General features: G+C 61.2%; 24 protein-coding genes. 4 read left to right on the top strand and 20 right to left on the bottom strand.

Annotated features, from left to right (window positions below; translation table 11 throughout):
- Window positions 1-64 precede the first annotated feature (64 nt).
- From AC1RJY_RS06525 to AC1RJY_RS06495, 7 genes are all read right to left on the bottom strand, one after another.
- Window positions 65-403 (bottom strand): DUF3039 domain-containing protein, encoded by a 339-nt coding sequence (locus AC1RJY_RS06525; protein ID WP_014922159.1) that lies wholly within the window; start codon window positions 401-403, stop codon window positions 65-67.
- 8 nt (window positions 404-411) lie between these two features.
- A complete protein-coding gene (gene nagB / locus AC1RJY_RS06520) occupies window positions 412-1194 on the bottom strand; it encodes a glucosamine-6-phosphate deaminase (RefSeq protein ID WP_014922160.1) in 783 nt (260 codons plus the stop codon).
- A gap of 87 nt (window positions 1195-1281) precedes the next feature.
- Window positions 1282-2853, bottom strand: a complete 1572-nt coding sequence (locus tag AC1RJY_RS06515; protein WP_014922161.1) for a hypothetical protein — start codon at window positions 2851-2853, stop codon at window positions 1282-1284.
- Entirely contained in the window at window positions 2835-3776 is a 942-nt protein-coding gene (locus tag AC1RJY_RS06510) for an ABC transporter ATP-binding protein (RefSeq protein ID WP_498601874.1), read from the bottom strand. Before AC1RJY_RS06510 ends, AC1RJY_RS06515 begins: the two co-directional genes overlap by 19 nt.
- 35 nt (window positions 3777-3811) lie before the next feature.
- The gene (locus AC1RJY_RS06505; protein WP_498601872.1) at window positions 3812-4912 is read right to left on the bottom strand and encodes an NADH:flavin oxidoreductase/NADH oxidase; all 1101 of its coding nucleotides are present in this window, start codon (window positions 4910-4912) and stop codon (window positions 3812-3814) included.
- Complete coding sequence (locus AC1RJY_RS06500; RefSeq protein ID WP_043806169.1) at window positions 4912-5910, bottom strand: tetratricopeptide repeat protein; 999 nt, start codon at window positions 5908-5910, stop codon at window positions 4912-4914. The genes AC1RJY_RS06505 and AC1RJY_RS06500 overlap by 1 nt, the downstream gene beginning before the upstream one ends.
- Window positions 5911-5948: 38 nt before the next feature.
- The gene (locus tag AC1RJY_RS06495; RefSeq protein ID WP_498601870.1) at window positions 5949-7745 is read right to left on the bottom strand and encodes a DUF8094 domain-containing protein; all 1797 of its coding nucleotides are present in this window, start codon (window positions 7743-7745) and stop codon (window positions 5949-5951) included.
- 202 nt (window positions 7746-7947) lie between these two features.
- Here AC1RJY_RS06495 and AC1RJY_RS06490 point away from each other — a divergent pair, with 202 nt between their 5' ends.
- A complete protein-coding gene (locus AC1RJY_RS06490; protein ID WP_011775248.1) occupies window positions 7948-9240 on the top strand; it encodes an AI-2E family transporter in 1293 nt (430 codons plus the stop codon).
- 221 nt (window positions 9241-9461) lie between these two features.
- On the opposite strand, the gene AC1RJY_RS06485 is transcribed toward AC1RJY_RS06490, so the two are convergent.
- Both AC1RJY_RS06485 and AC1RJY_RS06480 read right to left on the bottom strand, forming a co-directional pair.
- Complete coding sequence (locus AC1RJY_RS06485; RefSeq protein WP_498601868.1) at window positions 9462-10256, bottom strand: alpha/beta hydrolase; 795 nt, start codon at window positions 10254-10256, stop codon at window positions 9462-9464.
- A 19-nt stretch (window positions 10257-10275) separates the two neighbouring features.
- Window positions 10276-10620 carry an Rv1322 family protein gene (locus tag AC1RJY_RS06480; protein ID WP_014922167.1) on the bottom strand — a complete coding sequence of 115 codons (345 nt, stop codon included), beginning with the start codon at window positions 10618-10620 and terminating at the stop codon, window positions 10276-10278.
- Window positions 10621-10677: 57 nt separating this feature from the next.
- Here AC1RJY_RS06480 and nucS point away from each other — a divergent pair, with 57 nt between their 5' ends.
- The 3 genes from nucS (at window position 10678) to AC1RJY_RS06465 (ending at window position 13154) form a co-directional block, all read left to right on the top strand.
- The gene (nucS, locus tag AC1RJY_RS06475) at window positions 10678-11373 is read left to right on the top strand and encodes an endonuclease NucS (RefSeq protein ID WP_014922168.1); all 696 of its coding nucleotides are present in this window, start codon (window positions 10678-10680) and stop codon (window positions 11371-11373) included.
- A gap of 47 nt (window positions 11374-11420) precedes the next feature.
- Entirely contained in the window at window positions 11421-12665 is a 1245-nt protein-coding gene (locus AC1RJY_RS06470; protein ID WP_014922169.1) for an N-acetylglucosamine-6-phosphate deacetylase, read from the top strand.
- 285 nt (window positions 12666-12950) lie between these two features.
- Window positions 12951-13154, top strand: coding sequence for a cold-shock protein (locus tag AC1RJY_RS06465; protein WP_017199737.1), 204 nt, complete (start codon window positions 12951-12953; stop codon window positions 13152-13154).
- 177 nt (window positions 13155-13331) lie between these two features.
- On the opposite strand, the gene AC1RJY_RS06460 is transcribed toward AC1RJY_RS06465, so the two are convergent.
- The 11 genes from AC1RJY_RS06460 to atpB all read right to left on the bottom strand — a co-directional run bounded on the left by AC1RJY_RS06460 (window position 13332) and on the right by atpB (window position 24621).
- The gene (locus AC1RJY_RS06460) at window positions 13332-15848 is read right to left on the bottom strand and encodes a bifunctional lysylphosphatidylglycerol flippase/synthetase MprF (RefSeq protein ID WP_498601866.1); all 2517 of its coding nucleotides are present in this window, start codon (window positions 15846-15848) and stop codon (window positions 13332-13334) included.
- Window positions 15830-17128, bottom strand: a complete 1299-nt coding sequence (locus tag AC1RJY_RS06455; RefSeq protein WP_498601865.1) for an alpha/beta hydrolase — start codon at window positions 17126-17128, stop codon at window positions 15830-15832. The genes AC1RJY_RS06460 and AC1RJY_RS06455 overlap by 19 nt, the downstream gene beginning before the upstream one ends.
- A gap of 5 nt (window positions 17129-17133) precedes the next feature.
- On the bottom strand, window positions 17134-17565 hold the full coding sequence (locus AC1RJY_RS06450; RefSeq protein ID WP_014922171.1) for a DUF2550 domain-containing protein: 432 nt from the start codon (window positions 17563-17565) through the stop codon (window positions 17134-17136).
- A 10-nt stretch (window positions 17566-17575) separates the two neighbouring features.
- Window positions 17576-17860, bottom strand: coding sequence for a F0F1 ATP synthase subunit epsilon (locus AC1RJY_RS06445; protein WP_014922172.1), 285 nt, complete (start codon window positions 17858-17860; stop codon window positions 17576-17578).
- Window position 17861: 1 nt separating this feature from the next.
- Complete coding sequence (gene atpD / locus AC1RJY_RS06440) at window positions 17862-19313, bottom strand: F0F1 ATP synthase subunit beta (protein WP_014922173.1); 1452 nt, start codon at window positions 19311-19313, stop codon at window positions 17862-17864.
- An 84-nt stretch (window positions 19314-19397) separates the two neighbouring features.
- Window positions 19398-20288 (bottom strand): F0F1 ATP synthase subunit gamma, encoded by an 891-nt coding sequence (locus tag AC1RJY_RS06435; protein ID WP_011775258.1) that lies wholly within the window; start codon window positions 20286-20288, stop codon window positions 19398-19400.
- A gap of 76 nt (window positions 20289-20364) precedes the next feature.
- On the bottom strand, window positions 20365-22002 hold the full coding sequence (atpA, locus tag AC1RJY_RS06430) for a F0F1 ATP synthase subunit alpha (protein WP_011775259.1): 1638 nt from the start codon (window positions 22000-22002) through the stop codon (window positions 20365-20367).
- A gap of 85 nt (window positions 22003-22087) precedes the next feature.
- On the bottom strand, window positions 22088-22915 hold the full coding sequence (locus AC1RJY_RS06425; protein ID WP_014922175.1) for a F0F1 ATP synthase subunit delta: 828 nt from the start codon (window positions 22913-22915) through the stop codon (window positions 22088-22090).
- Complete coding sequence (locus AC1RJY_RS06420) at window positions 22915-23472, bottom strand: F0F1 ATP synthase subunit B (RefSeq protein ID WP_011775260.1); 558 nt, start codon at window positions 23470-23472, stop codon at window positions 22915-22917. The genes AC1RJY_RS06425 and AC1RJY_RS06420 overlap by 1 nt, the downstream gene beginning before the upstream one ends.
- Before the next feature lie 50 nt (window positions 23473-23522).
- Window positions 23523-23741 (bottom strand): ATP synthase F0 subunit C, encoded by a 219-nt coding sequence (gene atpE, locus AC1RJY_RS06415; RefSeq protein ID WP_011775261.1) that lies wholly within the window; start codon window positions 23739-23741, stop codon window positions 23523-23525.
- A gap of 79 nt (window positions 23742-23820) precedes the next feature.
- Window positions 23821-24621, bottom strand: a complete 801-nt coding sequence (atpB, locus tag AC1RJY_RS06410; protein ID WP_011775262.1) for a F0F1 ATP synthase subunit A — start codon at window positions 24619-24621, stop codon at window positions 23821-23823.
- Window positions 24622-24689: the final 68 nt, after the last annotated feature.

Genomic DNA, 24689 nt, shown 5'->3' with positions numbered 1-24689 from the left:
GGCACGCCAAAGCGGACCGAAAGACGGTGATGATCAGTGTGGGCCGGTGTTCTCTTCCCACCCACTACTTGGAGTTGCCCGGGCCGCCGTTTTTTCCACCGTCGTTACCGGGGCGGAGGCCTTCGTAAATCTCCTTGCACTCCGGGCAGACCGGGAACTTCTGGGGATCGCGCCCCGGCGTCCAGACTTTGCCGCACAGGGCAATGACGGGCTCGCCGGTCAGGGCCGACTCCATGATCTTTTCCTTGCGGACGTAGTGCGAAAACCGCTCGCGGTCGCCGGGTTCCACTTCCTGACGCGTTTCCTCACGCTCAATAGTGGAAGTGGACGTTCCGGCTCCGGAAAGCTCGCGCATGGGGTCGTTTTCGAATGGATCCGGAGGAAGCGTAGTCATGCCAAACATCTTACCGTCTACAGTCCCTGCCACTCCGGCTTGTTGTCATAGGTGTGCCGATAATAGTCGGCCAATTTCAGCGACGACGCGGCCGCCTCGTCCACCAGAATCGTGGCGTGCGGGTGCATCTGAAGGATGGACGCCGCGCAAATGGCAGCTACCGGGCCCTCCACGAAATCGCGAACCGCCTGGGCTTTCTGGGCACCTGTTGCGACCAACACCACATGCCGGGCATCCATGATGGTCCCGAGGCCCTGTGTGACTACGTGATGGGGAACGTCGTCAATGCTGTCGAAGAACCGGGCGTTGTCCTTGCGGGTCTGCTCGATCAGCGTTTTGATACGTGTACGGGAGGCCAGGGAAGATCCGGGCTCATTAAAACCGATATGCCCGTCCGTGCCGACGCCCAGAATCTGGAGATCCACTCCGCCCACGGCCTTGATGGCATCTTCATAGCTTTGGCACGCTGCCTCAAGGTCCGCGGCCGCACCATCCGGTCCGTGGACATTCTCCGGCTTGATATTGACCCGATTGGTGAACTCGCGCCGAATCACCTCGCGGTAAGACTCGGGATGTCCTGCTTCGAGCCCGACATACTCATCCAAAGCGAAACCGTGTGCTTGACTGAAGTCCAATCCCCCGGCTTCGTAGCGGCTTGCCAGTTCGTCGTAGATAGGCAGCGGAGACGAGCCCGTGGCCAAGCCCAGGACCGCGTTGGGCTTACGGCGCACCAGTGCCTCGATGGCGTCGGCTGCCAGCGCACCGATTTGCTTGGTGCCAGGGAGAATGACAACTTCCATCGTCACGGCCTTTCGTAGTTATGGTCTTCGAGCTAATTCACAATGAGGTTATCCCATGTCCCACCTTAGGGCACGGTTATTACGGGGCTAGCGGTTCACGCTGAGTTGGGCGAACATTTCCGGACCCCGCGCGTCCAACCATTTTCCACCGAGGCGCACACCAACCACGAACAAGATGACGCCCAGTAAAGGACCGACGGCCAGGTTGATCCATCCGGCCTCGGGGCCGCCGCTGAACGCTTGGACAGCCACCAGTGCAAGCTCCGGAACGAGCAGGAGCGCCAAGAGGCCCATGCCAACGGCCTGGACTGCCAGCGTCTGGGCGACATTTCCCGGAGGCTTCTTGAAAGGACTGTCCCCCGGCAACGGCACGGCGATGTTGTAGCGGGCCGATATCACGGATGAGAGTCCCAACCCGGTGAAGAGCGTTCCCAGCGACAAGCCCAAAAGGTTGGGCAGCCATTGCCAATCACCAGTGACGAAGAGTGGCCCTATGGTGAACACCAGCACCACTGGAAGTGAGATCGCCAAGCATGCCAAAGCCCGTCCCAGGCGATCGTCAATGCCCCGGACTCCCGCCGCGAGGTGAAGGGCAAAAGCCGTGTTGTCATACGAGACGTCGGCGCAAATGGACCACGCCATCATGAACGCGGTCAACGGCCCCAAAAGCATCAGCAGACCATAGCTGCCACTCTGTGATCCGCTGAAGAAAAAGAGAACGGGGAACAACGGAACAATCACCAGGGATGCCGCGTACCTCGGATCCTTCATCCAATAGATTAAGGACCGGGCAGCAACTGCGCCCGCAGGCGTCCCGGGGAGTACGCCGAACAATCCGAGTTTTCCGCCCTTCCTTGCCGAGCCTCCGGAGTACGGAGGGGTCACCAGGGCTCGCTGCAGCAGAAGATGCCAGCACAGGAGGAGGCCGGCGATGGTTGCCGCCGAGATCAGAAACTTGAGCGCCGCGGCGCCCACGTTGCCGGACTCAAGGTCGCCACCCAGAGACCACGCCGCACCTAGCGGCGTCCAGGACACAGTGCGGGCCAACACGGGCAGGTAGTCGGCGCTGCCGCGAACCCCGTCCACGATTCCCACCATGATGGGCCCCAACAGCATCAGCGGAATGAAGACGATGATGCTGCTGACGTCTTTGAAGCGTCGCGAAGAGGCAAGGCCGGCCGTCGCCGTCGTAACCACCTTGGACAACACCACGCACGTAAGGGCCCCCAGGATGGCACCCAACAAAGCACCCGCTACGGCCGGAACACTGCGCCACCAGGTACCCACCGTGCCCAAGGCGGCGAGCAAGGTGGCGATACCCGGAATGCCAATGAACCCTGCCAACGCAAGCCCCGCCAGGAGCTGCCTCGGCGGAATAGCGAACGTCGTAAAACGAGCGGGATCCAAAGTCATGTCAGCCGCGGAAGCGACGAGGGGAATTATGGCCCACCCCAGCACAGTGGCTGCACCGCCCAGCACCACAGCGGTATGGGCAATCTCAGCGTCAACCCAGCGCAGCGCAATGAGTCCGCCGATCAAGAGTGACAGGACGCCCAGTGCATACAGCAAGCCGAGGGCCATGCCCACCAACTGCCACGGGCTGCGTTTGAATCCGTTAAGAAGCAGGCGCCACTTCAGGTTTAGAAGGTGCGCAACCATTCCAGCCCCTCCGTCCGGTGTCCGCCGCCCACCAACTGCACAAACCGTTCTTCCAAGGTGGAGCCGTTCCGGACCTCATCCACGGATCCTGCCGCCAGCACCCGCCCGCCCGCGACCACGGCGACGTGGCTGCACATGCGCTGCACAAGGTCCATGACATGGCTGGACACAATGACAGTGCCGCCGGAGGAGACGTAACTCTCCAAAATGCCCCTGATGTTGGCAGCCGAAACAGGATCCACCGATTCAAAAGGCTCATCCAGGACGAGGAGCCGGGGTGCATGGATAAGTGCGGACGCAAGGGCGATCTTCTTGGTCATACCTGCCGAGTAGTCAACAACCAACGTACCGGCGTCTGCTTCAAGATCAAGGGCAGCCAGCAATTCAGAAACCCTTGAGCCCACCACGTCACGGTCCATTCCGCGGAGCAACCCCGAATAGGTGACTAATTGTTCGCCCGTCAGCCTGTCGAACAAGCGCACGCCATCCGGCAGGACGCCCATGAGCTTCTTAGCCTCCAAGGGCTGCTTCCAGACGTCCACGCCGTGAACCAGGGCCGTGCCAAAATCGGGCCGCAGCAGGCCAGTAGCCATGGACAGCGTGGTGGTCTTGCCGGCACCATTGGGACCAACCATCCCGTAGAACGAACCCGCAGGTACCTCCAGGCTCACGCCATCGACGGCGATCTTCTCGCCGAATCGCTTGGCCAAGCCCCGGATGGAAAGTGCAGCCAACGGCGTACCCTCCGCAGAACCTTCGGAAGGCAACAGTAGGTTGCCAACCCCCGGCTGGTCGACGTGCTGCGTTTCGGGAGCCAGCGGCGTTGCCGGGGATTGTGGCGCAGCGGACGCTTGTGGCGGCGCGGACGCTTGTGGCGGCGCGGACGTGGGCGTGGGTTCATGGCGTGGTTCCGTCATGAACACAGCCTAACCTTTGCCAACACTAACCTGAGGAGCTCCTAGAAGCCGTGGCGGGGGACGGCCCGCTGATACTGCGGAACCCAAGGAATATCATGGCCTAGTTCGTAGGCTGCCCTGAGCCACCAGTGCGGATCCCGCAACGCGGCCCTGGCCATGAAAACGGCATCCGCCCTTCCGTTGGCCACAATGTCCTCCGCCTGCGCGACACTCGTGAGCAAACCCACCGCGCCGGTGGGAACACCGGCGTCGTTCTTCACACGGTGGGCGAAACCTGCCTGATAACCGGGCACAGCCCTGATCTGCTGATGCGCTACTGCGCCGCCGCTGGAAACGTCCACCAGATCAACGCCATGTTCGGCAGCGGCGCGGGCCAGACGAACAGAAGCGTCAGGATCCACGCCGCCCTCCGCCCAATCAGACGCGGAGATACGGAGCAGGAGGGGCATGGAGTCGGGAATGGCATCCCTGACCGCATCCACCACGGTGAGCATCAGCCGGTTCCGTCCCTCCTCGTTTCCGCCCCAGCCATCGGTCCGGGTGTTGATGAGGGGGCTTTGAAACTGGTGCAGCAGGTAGCCATGAGCTCCGTGGATCTCCACAGTGTCAAAGCCCACTGCCACGGCGCGACTGGCAGCGGCAGCGAAGTCAGCCACCACGCCGTGGATATCCTCTTCACTCATAACGTGCGGCGCAGCATAGCCATCAAACGGATCGCCGGTAGGTCCCACGGTGACCCATCCGCCGTCGGACTCCGGAACTGAGCCGGAGCGATCCGAAAACGGCCAATACGTAGAGGCCTTGCGCCCCGCGTGGGCGAGTTGCGCCCCTATCTTGCAGTCGACGGCGGCATGCCGGTGCGCGAACGCCACTATCCGTTCCCATCCGGCAGCCTGCTCATCTGAGTACAGCCCGGCGTCCAGCGGGCTGATCCGGCCTGCCGCGTTCACCGCCGCTGCCTCACTCAGGATCAACGCGGCGCCGCCGGCGGCAAAAGAGCCCAAGTGCATCAAGTGCCAGTCGTTCGGGACGCCTTCCCCGGTCTCCGGATGGCAACTGTACTGGCACATCGGCGATACCCAACCACGGTGCGGGACGCTAAGAGAGCGCAGCTGAAGCGGTGTGAACAGCGCGGATGTCACTAGAAGAGAACCCTCGCGAGCCCCTGACGGGCCTTTGCCACCCGTTGGTCCTGGGTGCCCACAACCTCAAAAAGCTCAAGAAGGCGCAGGCGGGCAGTCTCACGCTCGGGGCCGAAGTTCCTGCCAATGAACGTGATGATGCGGTTGAACGCGTCCTCGATGTGACCGCCGGAAATGTCCAGGTCGGCCACATCCAACTGGGCCTGGACGTTGTCCGGCTCTTTCGCGGCGAGGTCGCGGAGGCTTTCAGCCTCGGGTGCAGAGAGTTTTTCCAAGCGTGCCATCAGCTCCACCTGGGCAAGGCCGGCCTTGGCGTCCGTGTCTGCCGGCTGCTCGAGGAGCGCCTGCTTGTAAGCTGCGGCTGCTGCGGCATAGTCTCCGGCTTCGATCGCGTCAATGGCGGCCTGGTGAAGTGGCGGCAGTGGTGCCGGTTCGGTGTCCTCGCCCGGCGCCGCGTCACCTATGCTGCCTGTTACCCCGTTGGCTGCAGCAACCTTAAGAAGTTCCTCCACAAGGCTTCGGATCTGCTCGTCATCAGCGGGCCCTTGGAAAAGCGGAACGGGCTGTCCCTTAACCACAGCAACGGCTGTGGGGACGGCCTGGACCTGGAAAGCCTGCGCCAGCTGCGGGAAAGCGTCCACATCAGCGGCTGCAAGCACCAGACGGCCACCGTAGCCTTCAACAACGCGCTCTGCTGCGTCGAGGACGGCGGGTGACTCGGGCGCATAGCGCGACCAAAGAAGGAAGAGCACGGGGATCTGCGCAGACAGCTGCACCAGATCCTGGAAATTTGATTCGGTTGCATCCACCCGAAGTGGAGCTTGGCCGGTTTCGCCTGCTGGGGGCGTGCCGTTCTCAGGCGTTTCGCCCTGCCCCGAAACAGGAGCGGCAGGCACCGGCGGGGCGGCCGGGCGGCGCAGCGACGACAGGTCAACGGCACCGCGAAGATTGAGCTGGCTGGCAGCGGCTGGAGTGGGTCGGTATCCGGGCGAACTCATACCGTCCACTCTAGCCGCTGCCCTGCCATGGATATGCCTTACTTGAAGCTGGCCCCCACCAGCCCGCGGGTTGCGGCCACGAGCTTCATGGGATCGGCAGAACCTGCCGGCGGAATGTATACGGCCACGGATTCGGCGAAGTTCAGTACCATGCCCGTCGTGGTTTCCTTTCCACCGGCGAAGACCGCAGAATCATCCTCAAGAAGAAGCTTGTCGCCTGCCGCCTTGGGCGTACCTTCGAAGGCGAAGTCCAAACGTCCCACAACCAGGGCACCGCCATCGGCTGTCCGCAGCACCACGGTCTGATTGGTGACCGGCGTGTGCGTGAACTTGAAGTTGGCGCTGGTTCCGTTCTTCACGGTGTCCGCCTGATAGGCCAGTGCGCCCGCGATGTACGGGGAAGACTGTCCATCGGCCAGCTTGCTTCGGTTGGCCGACTCAGGGTTGGTCAGCATCTCGCTCAGGATTTCCAAGGCCTCGTTACCGCTGTAGGCCAAGCCCGTGCTGTCACTCGCCGGTACAGACTCGGTACCCTTGCGCGGAATCGGGAAGGAAGGGAAGTTGGTGCCAGGCTGAAGCGGCGCACTGCCCCACAGCTTGTAGTTTTCACGAGGAGAAAGCTGCACGAGGGTCAGGACCTGGGGCACCACGTTTCCTTCGCCCTCCGTGAGGGCGAATACCGTACGGGGCCAGTCGCGCTTGGTGCTGATAACGCTGCTCTGAAGCTTAGTGGCGCGGACCGGCATGCGCGGCTCGTAGGCGGAGACCGCGGACCGGATCTTGTAGTTCTGCGTCCGGATCTGAAGTTCCATCTTGTCTACCCGGGGAGCCAGTTTTGCTGCGTCCTTGGCGGCATCCGCTGCATCCACCGTGCTGGCTACCTGCTCGAGGATCCTCTGCAGCTGGGATTCCAGCATGACAGGGGTCCCACCGTCGGCAGTAGCTGCGGCAGAGGACGTTGAGGTGGCCTCAGGCGTCGTGGTGGCTTGGGCGGCGATGGCCGTGCCGCCCACCATGACAGCTGCCAGCGTGGCAGCGAGTGCGGTGATCCGGAGGGTCGGACCTTCGGTGCCGGCACCACGACCACGGCCTTCGTCACCCGCAGGTGACTGAACCGTTGGGGACTGTATCGTGTGCGACTGATCCTTGGGCGACTGGACAGGCAGCGTGGTGGTCTCTCCGCCGTCGCGCGGCTCGTTGTCGTCGCCTTCGTTGCGGCGGTTACTGAGCGCTTTGGCGATGAACGGCAAGGCCGCTCCCACCAGGATGATGACGATGCCCAGAACAATCAGCGGCACTGCCCATGGGGTGGTGGCGTTGTTCGGGAACGTCATGGAAATCGACGACGGCGCAGGCTGGGTACCGTCGCCGGCTACCAGCAGGGACCACTCACCATCAGCGGGAGGGTTCCATGTGTAGTCCAGCTCGCCGCTGGCGTCCTCGGTGCTGACCCACAAATCGGATCCAGCAGGGGAAGGCGCAGTGGCTTCGCCGTCCGCAGAGGAAACCTCCAGTGACTTCTGGTCCGCGGAGACACCGGTCAACGTGTTGTGGGCAGTCTCGCCAACCCAGGCTTCGACGTCGTCCGGGCGTCCCGTGGCAACGATGAAGTTGCCTTCACCCTGGATCTTGATCTTCACCGGCCCGTCGTGGAGGGCGATCAACTTTTGGTCGATCACGGTCAGCGGGGCAGCTTTGGTATCGCTGGGAACCGAGGCCGTTACGGTCTCGGAGGGGGCCCAAAAAGTCAGCTGGCCAATACCGGCCAGCATCGTCAGCAGGCCCAGCAGCACCAGCAAGGCTGCAGTCTTCAAACGCACAGGATCACCTATCATCAGCGGTCGTTGAACTTCAAGGGTAACCGTTTTGTTATCAAAGAGTCAGATCGAGGTGATCTCCCCGACATCCCGAAAAGCCCGTCACCGCGCCGATGCAGCGCCATTCCGCGCTCCTGATAGTGTGGCGATGATCATGACATAAGGGCCTTCAAACGCCTATGTCCACCCTGTACCACCACTGAAAAGGCAGCTAAACCGCGTGAAAGACCACATGGAGCCCCGTCCCGTCGATGAGCCCGGGTCAAGTGCGGTGAGTGGACCTTCCGAGGGAACTTCTGCGACCGTCCCGGTCCGGACCGGACGCCTTGCTGCCATCAGCCGCAGACTACTGCGGCCCATCCCCGGAGCACGGGACCGGCTGCGCTTCGAGATGCCCCCTGAAACTGAATCCGAAGAGGGCACCAAAGTTTTCCGGCCCGAAGACGATCACGGCTTCGGCGCCCCGGGCCCGCGGATGTCATCCCAGCACCCCGTTTATGTCGGATTCATGGGTACCGCCGGGGTCGGCATTGCCTTGGCCGTGTTCTACATTGCCAGCAACACCACCCAGCTCATTTTGTGGATCGTGGCCGCACTGTTCATCGCCCTCGGACTTGATCCCGTGGTTCGCTGGCTTGAAAGCCGCAAAGTCCCGCGGCCGGCCGGCATTCTTATTTCCGTCTCAGCGCTTGTCCTGGCAGTGGCAGGCTTCTTCGCAACACTGATACCCACCATCGTTGAACAGGTATCGGAGATCGTGCGACAAGCCCCGGAGTGGATCCGCGGCTTCCTCGACTCAGACTTCTTCCGCAACGCAGACAGCCAATTCGGCGTGCGTGACCGTATCACCACTGAACTGGACAAGTTCGTCAAGGATCCCGAGGCGATGGGTGGCATCTTCGGCGGCGTGGTCGGTTTCGGTTCCACTGTGGCCAACGGCCTGTTCGGCTCGCTGATCGTCCTGGTCCTGAGCCTGTATTTCCTGGCAGCCCTGCCGTCCATGAAAAAATGGGCTTACCGCCTCGCTCCCCGGTCCCGCCGTCCGCGTGTTGAGGCGCTCTCCGAAGCGATCACCGATTCCGTGGGCAATTACGTCATTGGCCAGGTCTGCGTAGCCCTCCTGAATGCTATTTTTGCCTTCATCCTGATGACGATCCTGGGCATACCATTCAGCGTCCTGCTTGCGTTCGTGGTTGCCCTGCTGGCGTTCATCCCCTTGGTAGGCGGCATGATCGCCGCTGTCGTGGTCATCCTGGTGGCACTGACCGCCGGCTGGCAGACAGCCGTGGTCTACGCGATCGCCTACTTCGCCTACCTGCAGTTCGAGGCGTACTTCATCTCACCCCGCATCATGCAGCGCGCTGTGGCGGTTCCGGGGGCCGTGGCCGTAATCTCGGTGATTGCCGGTGGCAGCTTGCTTGGCGTCCTTGGCGCACTGATCGCCATTCCCACAGCAGCAGCGATCATGCTGCTGATGAAGGAAGTCTTCATCGTCCGGCAAGACAGGCACTGAGCCCTCCCCTTCTCTACGAGTTTTCGAACAGATAATGCCCCTAAACGCGATGTTTAGGGGCATTATCTGTAAGCAACTCGGCGGCCGGGCCGGCACTCGCCACCGAGCTAGGCACTCGCCACCGAGCTAGGCACTCGCCACCAGGCTAGGCACTCGCCACCAGGCTAGGCACTCGCCACCAGGCTAGGCACTCGCCACCAGGCTAGGCACTCGCCACCGAGCTAGGCACTCGCCACCGACCCCGCCCACTCCCGGGGAAGGCCGGCCGCTCCGGCACCCGCCGGAGTGACGTCGTCGACTATTTCATCCAGGACGCGCGCCGCGTACTTCTCGCCAACCCAGAGGTGCTTGGCGCCGTCGACGCCGACAAGCCGGGCCTGCGGCACGAGGCTGAACCGCTGGGCCGCTTCGGCAGGTTGCAGGTAGTCGTCGTGTTCAGGCACGAGGACTGTCAAGGGCTTCCCGGAGGCTGCCCACTCCTTAAGGTGCACGTCTGTGGCGCGGTGCAATGGCGGGGACAGCAGCACAGCTCCCTCAACCTGCGCTGCGACGGGATCCACCGCCCCGTACATCAGGGCAAGTTCGGTTCCGAAGGACCACCCCACGAGCCAGCGGTTGGGCAGGCCGCGTTCTACGGCGAACCTGACTGCAGCTTCAACGTCATAGCGCTCCCCGAGGCCTTCCTCGAACTGGCCGTCGCTGGTGCCGCGCGGCGACGCTGTGCCCCGGGTATTGAAGCGGAGGACAGCAACTCCTGCCAAAGCCGGCAGCCTGTAGGAGGCCTTGCGGTAAACGTGCGAATCCATGAATCCCCCGTGCGTGGGCAGCGGGTGGAGGGTGATCAGCGTGGCGGTGATTTCTCCTGATGCCGGGAGCGCGAGCTCACCCACCAGCACCTTGCCATCCTCAGTGGTGAATTCCACATTCTCGCGCAGGGCAGGGAGGACCGTGGAAGCACGAATTTCCGAGGGCGCTTCCTGCGGGGTGAAAACGAACGAGGCGGGGTCGAAAGTCATGCAATCAAGCCTAAGGGAATCAGCGGTAGCGGTACGTCCGTGAAGTCCAGCAATTGGTGTGCCAGTGCCTGCGCTCAGCCAAGCCCGCGGCCTGGCCGAAGAGATGGCTGTCCGACCACACCACCAAGTGCGCTATTCCGGGCATGATCGCGGTAGAACAACCAGGGCAGATGTATTGCTTCTCTGCTTTCTTGGCCGTCATGGTGCGCACCATCCAGTCCCCGTCCGGCGCGCTTTCGCGCCTCGCAATTCCCCCACGCGCACGCTCAAGGTCCAGCTCCGGCGTCGGTTCCGTCCACTTGCCTCCGGTGTTGCCGGAGCGTGTGCTGGACGCGTTGCGACGAGGACGGTTGGAGCGGGGCATGCTTCCATTCTGCCCCAGCCATGCTGTTGCAGATGGTGAGACGGTAATGTGGGGCGGGTGCGACTCGTCATAGCCCGTTGTTCTGTTGATTACGTTGGCCGCCTCAAGGCCCATCTTCCCCTCGCTACCCGGCTCCTGCTGGTCAAAGCTGATGGTTCGGTGCTGGTGCATTCCGACGGCGGCTCCTACAAGCCGCTGAACTGGATGAGCCCCCCTGCGACCCTTCGGGTGACCTCACCGGAGGAGACCGAAGTGGAGGAAGGGGTGGTGGAACAGTGGACTGTTCAGTCCGCCAAAACGGATGATCGCCTCATCATCAACATCTACGAGCAACTGCACGACACCTCGCACGAGCTCGGCACCGATCCCGGCCTGATCAAGGACGGAGTCGAAGCAGATCTTCAAAGGTTGCTGGCCGAGCAAATCGAGCTTCTGGGGTCCGGCTACTCCCTCATACGCCGCGAGTACTTCACAGCCATTGGTCCTGTAGACATTCTGGCCAGGGACGCTGCCGGTGCCACCGTTGCCATTGAGCTGAAACGCCGTGGAGACATCGACGGCGTCGAGCAACTCACCCGGTATCTGGAACTGCTCAACCGCGATCCCCTGCTGGCGCCGGTGCGGGGGATCTTCGCCGCCCAACAAATCAAGCCCCAAGCGAAAGTACTGGCAAACGATCGCGGTATCGATTGCGTCACTCTGGATTATGACGCCATGCGCGGCGTGGACGACAGCGAGTCGCGGCTCTTCTGAATTCCCGTCTTCGAGAGAGTGTGCCGCAGGCCACTAGAATCAGAATCATGACTGCCGCATCCCGTTTTCCCTCCTCCGCTCCAAGCCATCAGATCATCAGAGGAACGCTTGTCAGCGACGGCGAGGTGGTGGAAGACGGCCTGGTTGCCGTGGACGGGGACCGGATCGCCTATGCGGGACCGGCCAATGGTTTTGATCCCGAAGAATTCGAAGGGTTTCAGAGCGCAATCCGTTTGGGAATTCCCAGCGGAAGCTATCTCTTCCCCGGCCTTGTGGACGTTCACTGCCACGGCGGCAACGGTGGCGATTTCCCCAGCGGCGAAGAAGCCTCGGCGCGCAAGGCTGTGGAGTTTCTGCATCGGTCCGGAACCACGACGTTCCTTGCAAGCATGGTCACCGCTCCACGGGCCGACCTCCTCCGCGGCATTGAACTCTACGTGAAGCTCGTGGACGAAGGCCTGGTGGCGGGCATTCACCTTGAAGGCCCTTTCCTTTCCCATGCCCGGTGCGGGGCCCAGAATCCTGATTACTTGCTGGAACCCGACCTCGAGTTGATGGACGAGCTCGTGGGCGCCGCGGCCGGCAAGCTCGCCACCATGACCTATGCGCCGGAGCTTCCGGGCGCATCTGCCTTGGTGGACCTGATGACATCGCATGGCGTCACACCGTCGCTGGGGCACACGGATTGCGACGACGCTACGGCTACGGCGTCGCTGGCTGCCGCCCGCGAGGGGCTCGAGTCAGCAGGGTTCGACGGCGTGAGCTCACTCCCTACGGTCACGCACCTTTTCAATGGGATGCCTCCCCTGCATCACCGCGCCCCTGGTCCCGTTGCTGCGTGTCTGCGCATGGCCCAGGAGGGAAAGGCAGTTGTTGAACTCATCGCAGACGGAACTCACCTGGACCCCAGCACGGTAGCCACCGTCTTCCAGTTGGTGGGAGCCGGGAATATTGTGTTGGTGACGGATTCCATGGCTGCAGCAGGACTAGCCGATGGAAACTACATGCTCGGCCCGTCTCCCGTCACCGTCAGTGGTGGTGTGGCCACACTGGATGCCACAGGATCCATCGCGGGAGGCACCTCCACCCTCCTGGAAGTCGTCAGCAAAACGGTGGCAGCCGGCGTCGCGCTTCCCGATGCGATTTGCTCAGCGACGGCGGTTCCGGCCGCCGTTCTGGGACTTTCCGACGAAATAGGCGGGCTTCGACGGGGCCTGCGAGCCGATGTCGTTGTAACAAACGAGGATCTGGAACTGACGGGCGTAATGCGCAATGGCCAGTGGTTGTCCTAGGTGCACCGGGAAAACGGCCCTGATGAATTCCAGAGGCCGACGTTACCTTCTTTTTACCGAAAATTTTCCTGAATTGCCCAAAACACCGTTGACCTCCGGCATAGCTCGTGAAAGTGTTGTAGCAGTCTTTGTGTAGGTGGTTTTCATGCTCGCAAGACCAGTTGCGAGCGTGAAGCTCCTGCGAATCAATCAAGCCCCGGCTTGGATGGTATTCAGGTCTTCTCGCGGAGTAACAAACCCGGTACGAGGTGTATCGGACTGATGTTCCACAATGAGGAGAAATACATGGCACTGGGAACCGTCAAGTGGTTCAACGCTGAAAAGGGCTTCGGCTTCATCACCCCGGATGACGCGGACGGAGACGTTTTCGTTCACTACTCCGAGATCCAGACCGGTGGCTTCAAGACCCTCGATGAGAACCAGCGCGTTCAGTTCGAGATCGGTCAGGGAGCTAAGGGCCCCCAGGCAACCGGCGTTACGGTGGTCTAGTCTTACCCGTTGACCTTTGCTTGTGGCAGGTCCAACAAACACGCTGACCCTGGCTTTCGAGCCGGGGTCAACGTGTCTTAACATCAGGAATGCAAGCCGGAATATGAGCTTGTCAACAAGGCTTGTTACTAAGTTTGAAGAAATACCAAAAGGGTCCTCCAAATAGGTGTTGACAATTCAACCAACCAAGCTCCGGAGCAGCCGCGCGGAATGCCGGACTGACAATCCCGGAAGGTAAGCCCTGCTGAGCGCCCGTCCTATTGCAGGAAGATGCAGCGGGTCCTGATAATACATGTACAGCGTTCTGTACTCGGGCTGGAATCTCGACTTAAAAGAAGCCAACGACCTGAATCCGTAAACAGGTTCCAAGGCCTGCCCAACCACCTCCAGTATTCCGGCCAGGCCTTTAGCCCGCTGCTCGATTTCGCTCTCTTCCCGGGCCAAGGGCGAACCGGACAAAGAAATCAGCTCCACGGAATCCCGCAGATGCAATACGGCGGAAGCGATCAGGAACTCCATGACTCCCGGGAAGGCATCGCCTCGCCGCCGCATGAAGTCCAACGTCCAACTGACAACCGCGCCATCCTCATAGACAGGAAGCCAACTGGTCACACCGTAGACAAAGCCCGTGTCATCCACAGCAACGCAGCACAGGACGTCGTCGTCATCCAACTCGTCCAAGCCGCCCATGGTGAAGCCCATTTCCGGGATCTTTTTCTGCGCTGCCCACTCCTCTGAGACCTCACTCACCTGGGCACGCACCCCATGCGGAAGGTCAGAGTACCGACCCCAGCTTGCCGTGATCCCCATTTTCGCGGCACGGTTGAGAGATGTTCTGACGTTCTGCCACTCTTTGCCCCTGAACTCCAGGCCCCTTATCCGCAGCCGTGTCTCTTGGGCAACCGAGACGCGGCGGAATCCACGTGATTGCAGCATAGGCCAGAGCTCGTCCGTGCAGGAGTAGAGGCATGGTGTCAGCGCATGCTGTGAGCAGTACTCCAGGAAGCCTTTCGCAGTGGTCGAATGGTGCTGCCGTGGTCCGAAGGGACCCGCCAACGTCAACGCCACGTGGCTGTGCTGCTGGTAGGCCACTCCCCCGGTGCCGTCGGGAGCGAACCAGTACTTATTCGGCTCCCAGAGAGCCATCCATGACAAGGAATCTCCGCCGCGCTTCACCAGGGCACGGGCCCTTTGGCGCGCCTGAAGGTCAAGTCCGCCGGTGTGATGCCCGCGGATCAGAAGCATCCACACACCAAGCAACGCGACGAGCCAAAACACCGTCCCCGAGTAAGAAAAGAGGAAGACTTCCACTACGTCACGCTCGGCGAAAACCTTCCGGTAGACACCAGGAAGCGGAACCGGGAGATACTGTCTGGCGAGCTCAGCCGCCAAACCCAGCATGCCGCCGTCGCGAACCAAGCCGCCCGATGCCAACCACACCACGGTGTAAGCCAGGCTAAGCCCTCCCCCGGTGAGGCCAACCAGCCAGAACACTTTCCGGCGGAGGTGATCCGAAGTCACCACCCGGAAATGGCCCCGGTACGCGAAAAGGAGAAGTGCCAAGGCCAAGGGGACCAGCACAAGCGGAATGATGTGAACCACAGCAGAGTTGAGCATTCCCACATGGGGGCGGCCCACCGGTCGCGGCATACCGGCGAAGAGGCCAAGGTAGATCGTGGACAAGACGACTACCACCAACTGCACGCCGATGGCAATCCCCAACGCCAGCCGGCGTCCCCGCCTCATGCCGTCGGCACAAATCAGGAGCAAGACCACCGGCACCACCGCCAGAGCCAAGCCGAACGGACCTGTGTACCCCTGGCGGGCAATCTCAAGGCAAGCGACATCGATGGTGCCCCCGCAGTTGCTTTCCAGCTGGCTCAGGGTAGGTAGGGGGTTGAGGATGACGTCCCGCAACAGAGCCAAAGGCCCGGATGGACTTTTGGCTGCAGCGGTCACGATAGGACCCACAGCGAAGATTGCCATGGTCAGTGAGAGGAGGTTCCTGACCTCACGGCTGGTTGACCGGTGAAGGTGGAGATGACCTTGGCTGCTTTGCATCCACCACCCGGTGAGCAAGCCGATCAGCGCGCCCAGGAAGCCGACCACCGTCTCTGCGTGTCCTACATAGAGCACCAGCAGCACGGAGATGGAGAGCACCACAGTGCGCAGGCGCCGCTGCCACAAAGTGGGCAGGAGGGCGCTGGCGGCCAAAGCGGTGGCCAGAACTGCGCCGTAGGGTCCAATCAGGCGGATATCAGCCATCCCGGAGAGCCACCCGTCATCGGCGTACTGCGCCACTTGGGTCACAAGGAAGAACGCCGAGATGCAAGCGAACTGGCTGCCGAAGAACACCCCCGCGGTCTTTAGCGAGCCCAGGTGTCGCTCTGCCGGGCCAAGGAGAAACACGATCATGAGAACGGCCGTGACATAAGCCAACGGATTGGTGGTGAAGAACAACGATGTCCAAATAGACCACCAATCCCCCGACCGCAGACCCTCCAGCGACACACTTGCCACCGGAAGCCAAGGCTCAGGTGGCCCCGTCAGGAAGCTCGCGGATACCAACGAGAGGCCCACAAAAAGGGCAAGAACCAGCAGAGTGAACGGTGTGGACCGCAGATGCCGGCCCGCCTGCCCCATAGCTGGCTCGATCACACCCTTCAGGGCAAGGCTCACCGCGGCAACCCCCATCGGGCAGCCAGGAAATCGAGTCCACCAGGCATTCCACGTATCACTGCGTCCCAGGAGTGCCCGGCATTGGGAATGGCATGTTCTTCGGTTTCAAAACCGGCAGTTCTTGCCGCGTCAGCAAGCTCATGCATGTAGTCGGTGAACTCGCGGTCAGCTTCACCCGAGACCAGATACACCCCGCTGCCGGCAAAGTTGCGCTGCTCCATCAGCACCAAGGGAGTCCTGGATTCGAAAGCTTCAACATCGCCGTCGAATGAGTCCGAAATGGTCTTGTTTCTATCCTTGGCGAGAGCGGGTTCCCGCTCGGCGGCGAAAGGCAGGATGGACGCGTACACATCCGGGTGTGAGGTTCCCATCTGCATGGCGCAAGTACCGCCAAAGGAGAAACCGCCAACTGCCCACTGCTTGTGATCCTTGGAGACATTCAACGTCTCAGTGATCCACGCCGGCACATCCTGTGAAAGATAGGTGTCCACGGAGGCGATGTTGCTGTCCATGCACATAGTGTTGGCGTTGGCTGAGCCGTTGGGGTCCACCACCACGGTGACAGGGGCGATCCCCTGGTGTGCTTCGGCGAACTTGTCCAGGAGCGTGCGGAGCTGGCCACCAGACAGCCAGTCCGCAGGACCGCCCGGCTGCCCAGCGAAGAGCACAAGCACAGGAAGGCTTGGACGAGGCACCGTGTGATAAGCCGGCGGCAAGTAGATATAGGCCTCCCGAGCAGTAAACCCGGAAGCAGTACCGGGAATCCCGGCTTTGCGCATGATGCCGTTGCGGGGCATGGAATCCGGAGCTTTCCATGCGGAAAGAGCAGGGCCGGGCTTCGCGTCCGCAGCGCGCTTAAGGCTTGCTTCGAGAGGCTGTATGCGCGCTACCGCCGTACCCAATAAGTCCGAGACGGTGTTGTTCAGTCCAAAATAGAGATTTATCTGAACCACGCAGAGGAGCACAACGCCAAGCACTGCGGCCACACTAAGCGAGCGGCCGGGCCAGGAACCTTGGGGGAAGCGCGCGGCGCACAGGAGCACAGCCGCGACAGCAGGAACCGCCCAGGCCAGAGTCTCAAAAGGCAGATTCTCAGAAAACGTGGCGGTAAGGTCCACAAGGACCCAATGAATCAGCGCCACAGCGCCTATGGAGACCACCAGGCTGGCCAGGACGAGCAGCAACCAGGAACGTCGTCGACGCCAGAGAAGGTAGGCCCCTCCGGCCGCACCACAGGCGATGCTGAACCAGAGGAACGGCCCATCCACCAGACTCACGTCCGAAAGAAAGTCCATGGCGCCTAACGCCAGGTTCCGACGCCGATGACCGGCCCGGCCTCGAGCCAGGAGGACAAACCAGCGTAGGCGTCAAAATTCATGGCGAGCATGAACTCTTTACCTTCGTACTGCAGTTCCACCACTACGACGCCGGGCTGTATCCTGACGAGTTCATCTTCCGTGGGCTGGCGGCGGCCAAGCAGTTCAAGCGAGCTGCGCTTGAACTTGTGCTTAGGGATGACGCTGAGGGACATCAGGCGGAACCACTCGAGCTCGTTGTCCTGATAACGACAAACCCCCATCTGCCAGCTGTTTCCAGCCATGCAAATGGAGGCGTCGACCGTGCCCAGGGCGCGCCGCAGATTGAAGCGGCGCACCCCGAAAAGGCACAGTGAAATGATCAGCAACGTAAACGCTGTTGCCAGGGCGATGAACGGAATGAGGGAATCGTCCATCAAGGTCGTGCTATCGGATCCCCGCTGTAGCCGCTTCGCCCAATTTGGCGTTGTCAGCAACAATCACCACGCGGTCGTTGTCTACGGAGAAGAATCCACCGTCAACAACCACCGCAATGCGATCACCGGAAACCGGCTGGATTGCCAGCTCGCCCGCGGCCATGATGGCCAGAAGGGGCGAGTGGCCCGGCAGGATTCCGATTTCACCATCGCTGGTGCGGGCCTTCACCATCTTGGCCGCACCGGACCACACGAAGTGGTCCGCTGCGACAATCTCAACCTCGAGCTCAGCCATACTACTTGGTCTGTTCCTGGATCTTGGCCCAGTTGCGCTCGACGTCATCCAGGCCGCCGACGTTGAAGAACGCCTGCTCTGCGATGTGGTCAAGCTCGCCGTCGCAGATGGCAGTGAAGCCTTCAACGGTGTCCTTGATGGACACGGTGGAGCCCTCGACGCCGGTGAACTGCTTGGCGGTGTAGGTGTTCTGCGAGAGGAACTGCTGGATACGACGTGCACGCGACACGACGATCTTGTCCTCTTCAGACAGTTCGTCAACACCGAGGATGGCGATGATGTCCTGGAGTTCCTTGTTCTTCTGCAAGATCTGCTTGACACGGACTGCCGTGTTGTAGTGATCCTTGCCGATGTACTGGGGATCCAGAATACGGGAGGTGGACGTCAGCGGGTCAACGGCCGGGTACAGACCACGGGATGCGATTTCACGGGAAAGTTCCGTGGTCGCGTCGAGGTGTGCGAAGGTCGTTGCCGGAGCCGGGTCGGTGTAGTCATCAGCCGGCACGTAGATAGCCTGCATCGACGTGATGGAGTGACCCTTGGTGGACGTGATGCGCTCCTGGAGCAGACCCATCTCGTCAGCAAGGTTCGGCTGGTAGCCCACAGCGGACGGCATACGGCCGAGCAGAGTGGAAACTTCCGAACCTGCCTGCGTGAAGCGGAAGATGTTGTCAATGAAGAGCAACACGTCCTGGTTCTGGACATCGCGGAAGTACTCCGCCATGGTCAGGGCAGACAGGGCCACGCGCAGACGCGTTCCCGGCGGCTCATCCATCTGGCCGAATACAAGGGCGGTGTCCTTGAGAACGCCTGCCTCTTCCATTTCAACCCAGAGGTCGTTACCTTCACGGGTACGCTCGCCAACACCGGCGAATACCGAAGTACCACCGAAGTTGCGGGCAACACGAGTGATCATTTCCTGGATCAGAACGGTCTTGCCAACGCCGGCGCCGCCGAACAGGCCGATCTTTCCACCCTTGATGTACGGGGTGAGAAGGTCGATGACCTTGATGCCGGTCTCGAGCATCTCCGTAGAGCCCTCGAGGGAAGCGAAGGACGGAGCCTTGCGGTGGATCGGCCAGTAGGCGTCTGCCTTGATCTCCGACTCTTCGACGTCCAGCGGCTTGCCGAGAACGTTGAAGATGTGGCCCTTGACGCCGTCGCCAACGGGCACGGAGATGGGAGCACCGGAATCCTGCACGGTGGTACCGCGGACGAGGCCGTCGGTTGCCTGCAGGGAGATGGCGCGAACGAGGTTGTCACCCAGGTGCTGTGACGTCTCGAACGTGATGGTCTTGGTCTGGCCGTTGAGAGTGATCTCAGTGGTCAGAGCGTTGTAAATCGAGGGGATTGCGTCAGCCGGGAATTCGACGTCGACAACCGGACCAATAACACGGGCAATGCGGCCGGTGGCACCGGCCGTAGCTACGTGTTCGGTAGCAGTGGCAGTCATCTCTCTCACTTCACTCAGTAGATGGCGTGGGGTTAAGTTTATCTGTTTGGTGCAGGTGCGGCTTCGAGCCGAATCCGTTGCTGGCTAGGACGCGAGGGCGTCTGCGCCGGCCACGATTTCGGAAAGCTCCTGCGTAATCTCGGCCTGGCGGGCCGTGTTGCGAAGGCGCGTGTACTTCTTGATCAAATCCGTAGCGTTGTCACCGGCCGACTTCATAGCGCGCTGGCGGGCTGCGAGCTCGGAAGCTGCGGCCTGCAGCATGGCTGCGAAGATGCGGGACTCGATGTAACGCGGAAGCAGTGCGTCAAGCACCTGCTCTGTTTCCGGTTCAAACTCGTACAACGGCAACAGCTCGGATTCCGAGGCTGCTTCCTCTTCGACGACCTCCAGCGGGAGCAAACGGATGACCGTAGGCTCCTGCGTCACCATGGACTTGAAGCGGGTGTACACAACGTGGATCTCGTCCACGCCGCCCTCTTCGAAGTCAGTGGAGAAGTCTTCAAGAAGTGCAGCTCCGACTTCCTGCGCGGTTTCGAATTCCGGTGCGTCCGTGCCACCAGTCCATACGCGGGCGTAGGACCGGTTGCGGAAATCGAAGTACGCCTGCGCCTTGCGGCCAACCAGGTACGCCTTGACTTCCTTGCCTTCTGCGTGAAGAAGCTCGGTGAGACCTTCAGCCTGCTTGAGCACGCTCGCGGAGTAGGATCCTGCAAGGCCGCGGTCCGATGTAATGATCAGGACTGCGGCGCGGCGGATCTGCTCCGGCTCGGTGGTCAGCGGGTGGTCGATTTCGCTCTGAGTTGCGACAGCAGAAACGGCGCGGGTAATCGCGTTCGCGTAAGGCAGTGAAGCTGCTACGCGGGCGCGGGCCTTACCGATGCGCGAGGTAGCGATCAGTTCCATCGCCTTGAAGATCTTGCGCATCGACGTCGTCGAGCTGATCTTCTGACGGTAGACCCGAATCTGGGCTCCCATACTTATCCTTTCCTAAGTTCCCGATGTGCTGCCCTGCCGGGGCCCTTGCGGACCCCGGCAGAGCAGGTTATCGAAACTAGCGCTTCTGCTTGACGATCTTTTCCTGGTCGACGTCGCCGCCGGAGATCGCTGCGTGCTCTTCGTGGCCAGCGCCAACCAAGTGGTTGTCGCCTTCGCCGAAGAAGCCCTTCTTGAAGGAAACAATTGCTTCCTTCAAGGCTGCAGCGGTGTCGTCATCCAGGACGTTGGTCTGTGCCAGCGTGGTCAGGATGGAGGACTTGTGCGTGAGGTGCTCCAGGAACTCGGACTCGAAGCGGCTGATGTCCTCAACCGGAACGTCGTCCAGGTAACCGTTGGTACCGGCCCAGATGGAGACAACCTGGTTCTCAACCGGGAACGGTGAGTACTGGCCCTGCTTCAGCAGTTCCATCAGGCGTGCACCACGGGTCAGCTGCTGACGGGAAGCAGCATCCAGGTCAGAGGCGAACATAGCGAATGCCTGCATGTCGCGGTACTGAGCCAGGTCCAGCTTCAAGGTACCGGAGACCTTCTTCATGGACTTGACCTGTGCAGCGCCACCAACGCGGGACACGGACACACCAACGTCAACAGCGGGACGCTGGTTGGCGTTGAAGAGGTCCGACTGGAGGAAGATCTGGCCATCGGTAATGGAGATCACGTTGGTCGGGATGTAGGCAGAAACGTCGTTTGCCTTGGTTTCAACGATCGGCAGACCGGTCATCGAACCTGCACCGAGCTCGTCAGAGAGCTTGGCACAACGTTCCAGCAGACGGGAGTGCAAGTAGAAAACGTCACCCGGGTAGGCTTCGCGTCCCGGCGGACGACGCAGCAGCAGGGATACGGCGCGGTAGGCTTCGGCCTGCTTGGACAGGTCATCGAAGATCACCAGAACGTGCTTGCCGCCGTACATCCAGTGCTGGCCGATGGCCGAACCTGCATACGGTGCCAAGTACTTGAAGCCGGCGGGGTCAGATGCCGGGGACGCCACGATGGTGGTGTACTCCAGTGCGCCGTGATCCTCTAGTGTCTGACGAACGGCTGCGATGGTGGAAGCCTTCTGGCCAACACCGACGTAGACGCAACGTACCTGCTTGGTGACATCTCCCGAAGCCCAGTTGGCCTTCTGGTTGATGATGGTGTCCACGGCGATGGCGGTCTTGCCGGTCTGGCGGTCACCAATGATCAGCTGACGCTGGCCACGGCCGATCGGGATCATGGCGTCGATAGCCTTGAGGCCGGTCTGCATCGGTTCGTGAACCGACTTGCGTTCGGTAACGCCCGGAGCCTGAAGTTCCAGGGCACGGGTGGCTTCGGCCTTGATCTCGCCGAGGTCATCGATCGGCTGGCCCAGGGGGTCGACGACGCGACCCAGGAAGGCATCGCCAACCGGGACGGACAGGATCTCACCGGTACGGTGAACTTCCTGGCCTTCTTCAATACCGGTGAAGTCACCGAGGATAATGACACCGATCTCGCGGACGTCAAGGTTCTGGGCCAGGCCCAGCGTGCCATCTTCGAAGCGAAGCAGCTCGTTCGCCATGACCGAGGGAAGACCCTCAACACGGGCGATGCCGTCACTTGCGGTGGTCACACGACCAACCTCTACGCGCTCTGCGTTTCCGGGTTCGTAGGACGCCGCGAACTCGTTCAACGCATTACGGACGTCGTCGGCGTTGATGGTCAATTCGGCCATCTGCAGTCCCTGCTCTCCTGTTTTCGTGATCATCGTTGCTCACGATGACCGGGTTTTATATCAGTTAAGTTGTGCTTTGTCTTCGCTAGCCAGCGAGCTGGCGGCGGAGTTCGGTCAGACGGGCGATAACCGAAGCGTCGAGCACTTCGTCACCCACCTGCACGCGGATTCCACCGATCAGTGCGGGGTCAACATTGACGTTGACCTTCAGTTCGCGGCCGTACAGGGCATCCAGCCCGGCCTGCAGACGGCTGGCCTGCGTTTCCGTCAACGGACGGGTAACGCTGACAGTTGCAATCCAGCGCTGCTGACGCTTGGCTGCAAGCTTGGCGAATGAATCGACAAGCTTGCTCGGCTTGACACCGCGCGGCTGCGTAACTGCCTGGCTGATGAGAACCTTTGCTTCCTCGCTGCTGCCAGGAACAAGCTTCTCGGCCAGTGCAATCTTCGCCGCGGGAGATGCCTGCGGCTCAGACAGAGCACGTTGTACCTCGTGGCTGGAGGCGACGGCCTGATTGAAGGCAAACAGATCGTTTTCCAGCTCTTCCAGCCCCGTGATACCGGAGGCAGAAACGGCCGACTTGTTTTCAGCTACGGCAATGACAACCGTGGCAGCAAGCGTCTCGAGTGCATCGCCGATATCGCGTGCCGATGCCCAGCGCGAGCTGGCCAATCCGCCTGCAATCTCAGCAGCATCAGCGGAGACTTTTCCGCCAACCAGCTGCTTGACCAGCGCCGACTTCTCGTCACCGGAACGGGACGGGTCAGTCAGGGCGCGGCGCAAGCCAGCCGAGCTGTCCACCGTTCCCAGGATTCCGAAGAGGTCCTTAGCCAACTGCAGCGAGGCGAAGGGAAGCTTGGCTTCCAGTTGCGCCAGTGCTGTGGTCAGCGATTCGCTCGATATACCTGCCATTACTTAGCTGCACCTGCGCTCTGGGTCTCCAGATCTGCAAGGAAGCGGTCCACAACGCGTGCGGCGCGCTGGTCGTCGGTGAGTGCTTCCCCAACGATGCGGCCGGCCAGCGTAGTGGCCAAAGTGCCAACCTCGGAGCGAAGCGAGACAACAGCTGCCTGGCGCTCCGACTCGATGGCAGCGTGTGCCTGCTCAGTGATGCGCGCAGATTCTGCCGCAGCCTTTGCCTTCAGGTCCGCGAGGATCTGGGCGCCTTCGGCGCGTGCTTCTTCGCGGATGCGGTTGGCTTCGGCACGGGCATCGGTGAGCTGCTGCTTGTACTCTTCAAGAGCTGCAGAAGCTTCCGCCTGGGCCGCTTCGGCCTTTGCAATGCCACCTTCGATTGCTTCGGCGCGCTCTGCGAAGGTCTTCTCGAACATCGGGACAACAAACTTGACCACGATGTACATGAGGACCGCAAAGCCCACGAGGACTACGCCCATTTCCCAGACGTTGGGAACGAGCGGATTAGCCTCCGCAGCGCCTTCAGTGGCGGCTGAGATGATCAGCTGATTCATATTTCACCCGTCCTATCTACTCGTGCTTGGGATTCGCTTGGTTCTAAGGACTAGGAAAGAACGAAAGCGAAGACCAGGCCGAGGATGGCGAGAGCTTCAGTCAGTGCCAGACCAAGGAACGCGATCGGCTGCAGCACACGCTGAGCTTCCGGCTGACGTGCAACACCGTTGATGTACGCGGCGAACACGAGACCCACACCGATACCACCGCCGATGGCCGAGAGACCGTAGCCGATGAGGTTGAGGGAGCCGTTGATGGTGCCTTCCATTTTTTCTTCCTTTCAAGATGCCGCCCGTGCGGCAGGTTGTTTGGGTTGCTTCATCCCCGCGAGGGGAAGTTTTGGGAGCCTAGTGGCTGTCGGCGTGCAGGGCGCCTTCGATGTAGATCGCGGTCAACAGTGTGAACACGTAAGCCTGCAGGGCCATGATCAGTGCTTCGAGCATGTACATGGCCACGGCGCCTACCAGTACCAGTACCGATGCGCCCTTGAGCAGGACGTTCTCCTGCATGACAAGGAACTCGATGCCGGAACCGGCGAGCATGACGATCAAGTGGCCGGCCAGCATGGTCGCGAACAGACGGAGGCTGTGCGTGACGGGGCGGACCAGGAAGTTGGAGATGATTTCGATCGGTACCACGATCGGCAGGATGTACCACGGAACACCGGAAGGAACTGTGGCGAGCTTGAAGTACTTCAGGCCGTTCTTCTTGATACCGATGATGATCCAGGTGAAGTACACGATGCCGGCCATGACGTAGGCGCCGCCTACGTGCGAGAAGCTCGGAAGCTGGATCACCGGGATGGCGCCGTAGATGTTGTTCACCAGAATGAAGAAGAACAGGCTGAACAGCAGCGGGACGTACTTGATGAAGTCCTTGCCGCCGATGATGTCCTTGGCGATGCCGTTACGGACGAAGCCGTAGGCCATCTCACCTGCGAACTGCAGCTTGCCGGGAACCAGCTGCTGCTTACGTGCAGCGAGGATGAAGAATGTAGCGATAATGACGACCGATAGGATCACCAGCAACATCTGCTTGGAGAAGCCATCGTGCGCACCCCAAGGCAGGATTGCCGGCAGGTGCATTTCGTCGATTCCGGGTGGGGTGAATGACCCCGAATCCTGGGCGGGGAGCGCAAGCGCGATCAACGCGTTTCCTCTCTGCTGTGTCCATCATTGGGCATTGGTTGGAATCCGGACGCGTTGGACGCATCTGC

The sequence above is a fragment of the Arthrobacter sp. GW822-FHT05G07 genome, assembly GCF_058799755.1.
This window is presented reverse-complemented; position numbering and strand designations above follow the sequence as displayed.

Bases quoted from the DNA above. Each gene is read 5' to 3' on its own strand.
- AC1RJY_RS06525 (WP_014922159.1), bottom strand. From the start codon at position 403: ATGTTTGGCATGACTACGCTTCCTCCGGATCCATTCGAAAACGACCCC.
- nagB (WP_014922160.1), bottom strand. From the start codon at position 1,194: ATGGAAGTTGTCATTCTCCCTGGCACCAAGCAAATCGGTGCGCTGGCA.
- AC1RJY_RS06515 (WP_014922161.1), bottom strand. From the start codon at position 2,853: ATGGTTGCGCACCTTCTAAACCTGAAGTGGCGCCTGCTTCTTAACGGA.
- AC1RJY_RS06500 (WP_043806169.1), bottom strand. From the start codon at position 5,910: ATGAGTTCGCCCGGATACCGACCCACTCCAGCCGCTGCCAGCCAGCTC.
- AC1RJY_RS06495 (WP_498601870.1), bottom strand. From the start codon at position 7,745: ATGATAGGTGATCCTGTGCGTTTGAAGACTGCAGCCTTGCTGGTGCTG.
- AC1RJY_RS06485 (WP_498601868.1), bottom strand. From the start codon at position 10,256: ATGACTTTCGACCCCGCCTCGTTCGTTTTCACCCCGCAGGAAGCGCCC.
- AC1RJY_RS06480 (WP_014922167.1), bottom strand. From the start codon at position 10,620: ATGCCCCGCTCCAACCGTCCTCGTCGCAACGCGTCCAGCACACGCTCC.
- AC1RJY_RS06470 (WP_014922169.1), top strand. From the start codon at position 11,421: ATGACTGCCGCATCCCGTTTTCCCTCCTCCGCTCCAAGCCATCAGATC.
- AC1RJY_RS06465 (WP_017199737.1), top strand. From the start codon at position 12,951: ATGGCACTGGGAACCGTCAAGTGGTTCAACGCTGAAAAGGGCTTCGGC.
- AC1RJY_RS06460 (WP_498601866.1), bottom strand. From the start codon at position 15,848: ATGGGGGTTGCCGCGGTGAGCCTTGCCCTGAAGGGTGTGATCGAGCCA.
- AC1RJY_RS06455 (WP_498601865.1), bottom strand. From the start codon at position 17,128: ATGGACTTTCTTTCGGACGTGAGTCTGGTGGATGGGCCGTTCCTCTGG.
- AC1RJY_RS06450 (WP_014922171.1), bottom strand. From the start codon at position 17,565: ATGGACGATTCCCTCATTCCGTTCATCGCCCTGGCAACAGCGTTTACG.
- AC1RJY_RS06445 (WP_014922172.1), bottom strand. From the start codon at position 17,860: ATGGCTGAGCTCGAGGTTGAGATTGTCGCAGCGGACCACTTCGTGTGG.
- atpD (WP_014922173.1), bottom strand. From the start codon at position 19,313: ATGACTGCCACTGCTACCGAACACGTAGCTACGGCCGGTGCCACCGGC.
- AC1RJY_RS06435 (WP_011775258.1), bottom strand. From the start codon at position 20,288: ATGGGAGCCCAGATTCGGGTCTACCGTCAGAAGATCAGCTCGACGACG.
- atpA (WP_011775259.1), bottom strand. From the start codon at position 22,002: ATGGCCGAATTGACCATCAACGCCGACGACGTCCGTAATGCGTTGAAC.
- AC1RJY_RS06425 (WP_014922175.1), bottom strand. From the start codon at position 22,915: ATGGCAGGTATATCGAGCGAATCGCTGACCACAGCACTGGCGCAACTG.
- AC1RJY_RS06420 (WP_011775260.1), bottom strand. From the start codon at position 23,472: ATGAATCAGCTGATCATCTCAGCCGCCACTGAAGGCGCTGCGGAGGCT.
- atpE (WP_011775261.1), bottom strand. From the start codon at position 23,741: ATGGAAGGCACCATCAACGGCTCCCTCAACCTCATCGGCTACGGTCTC.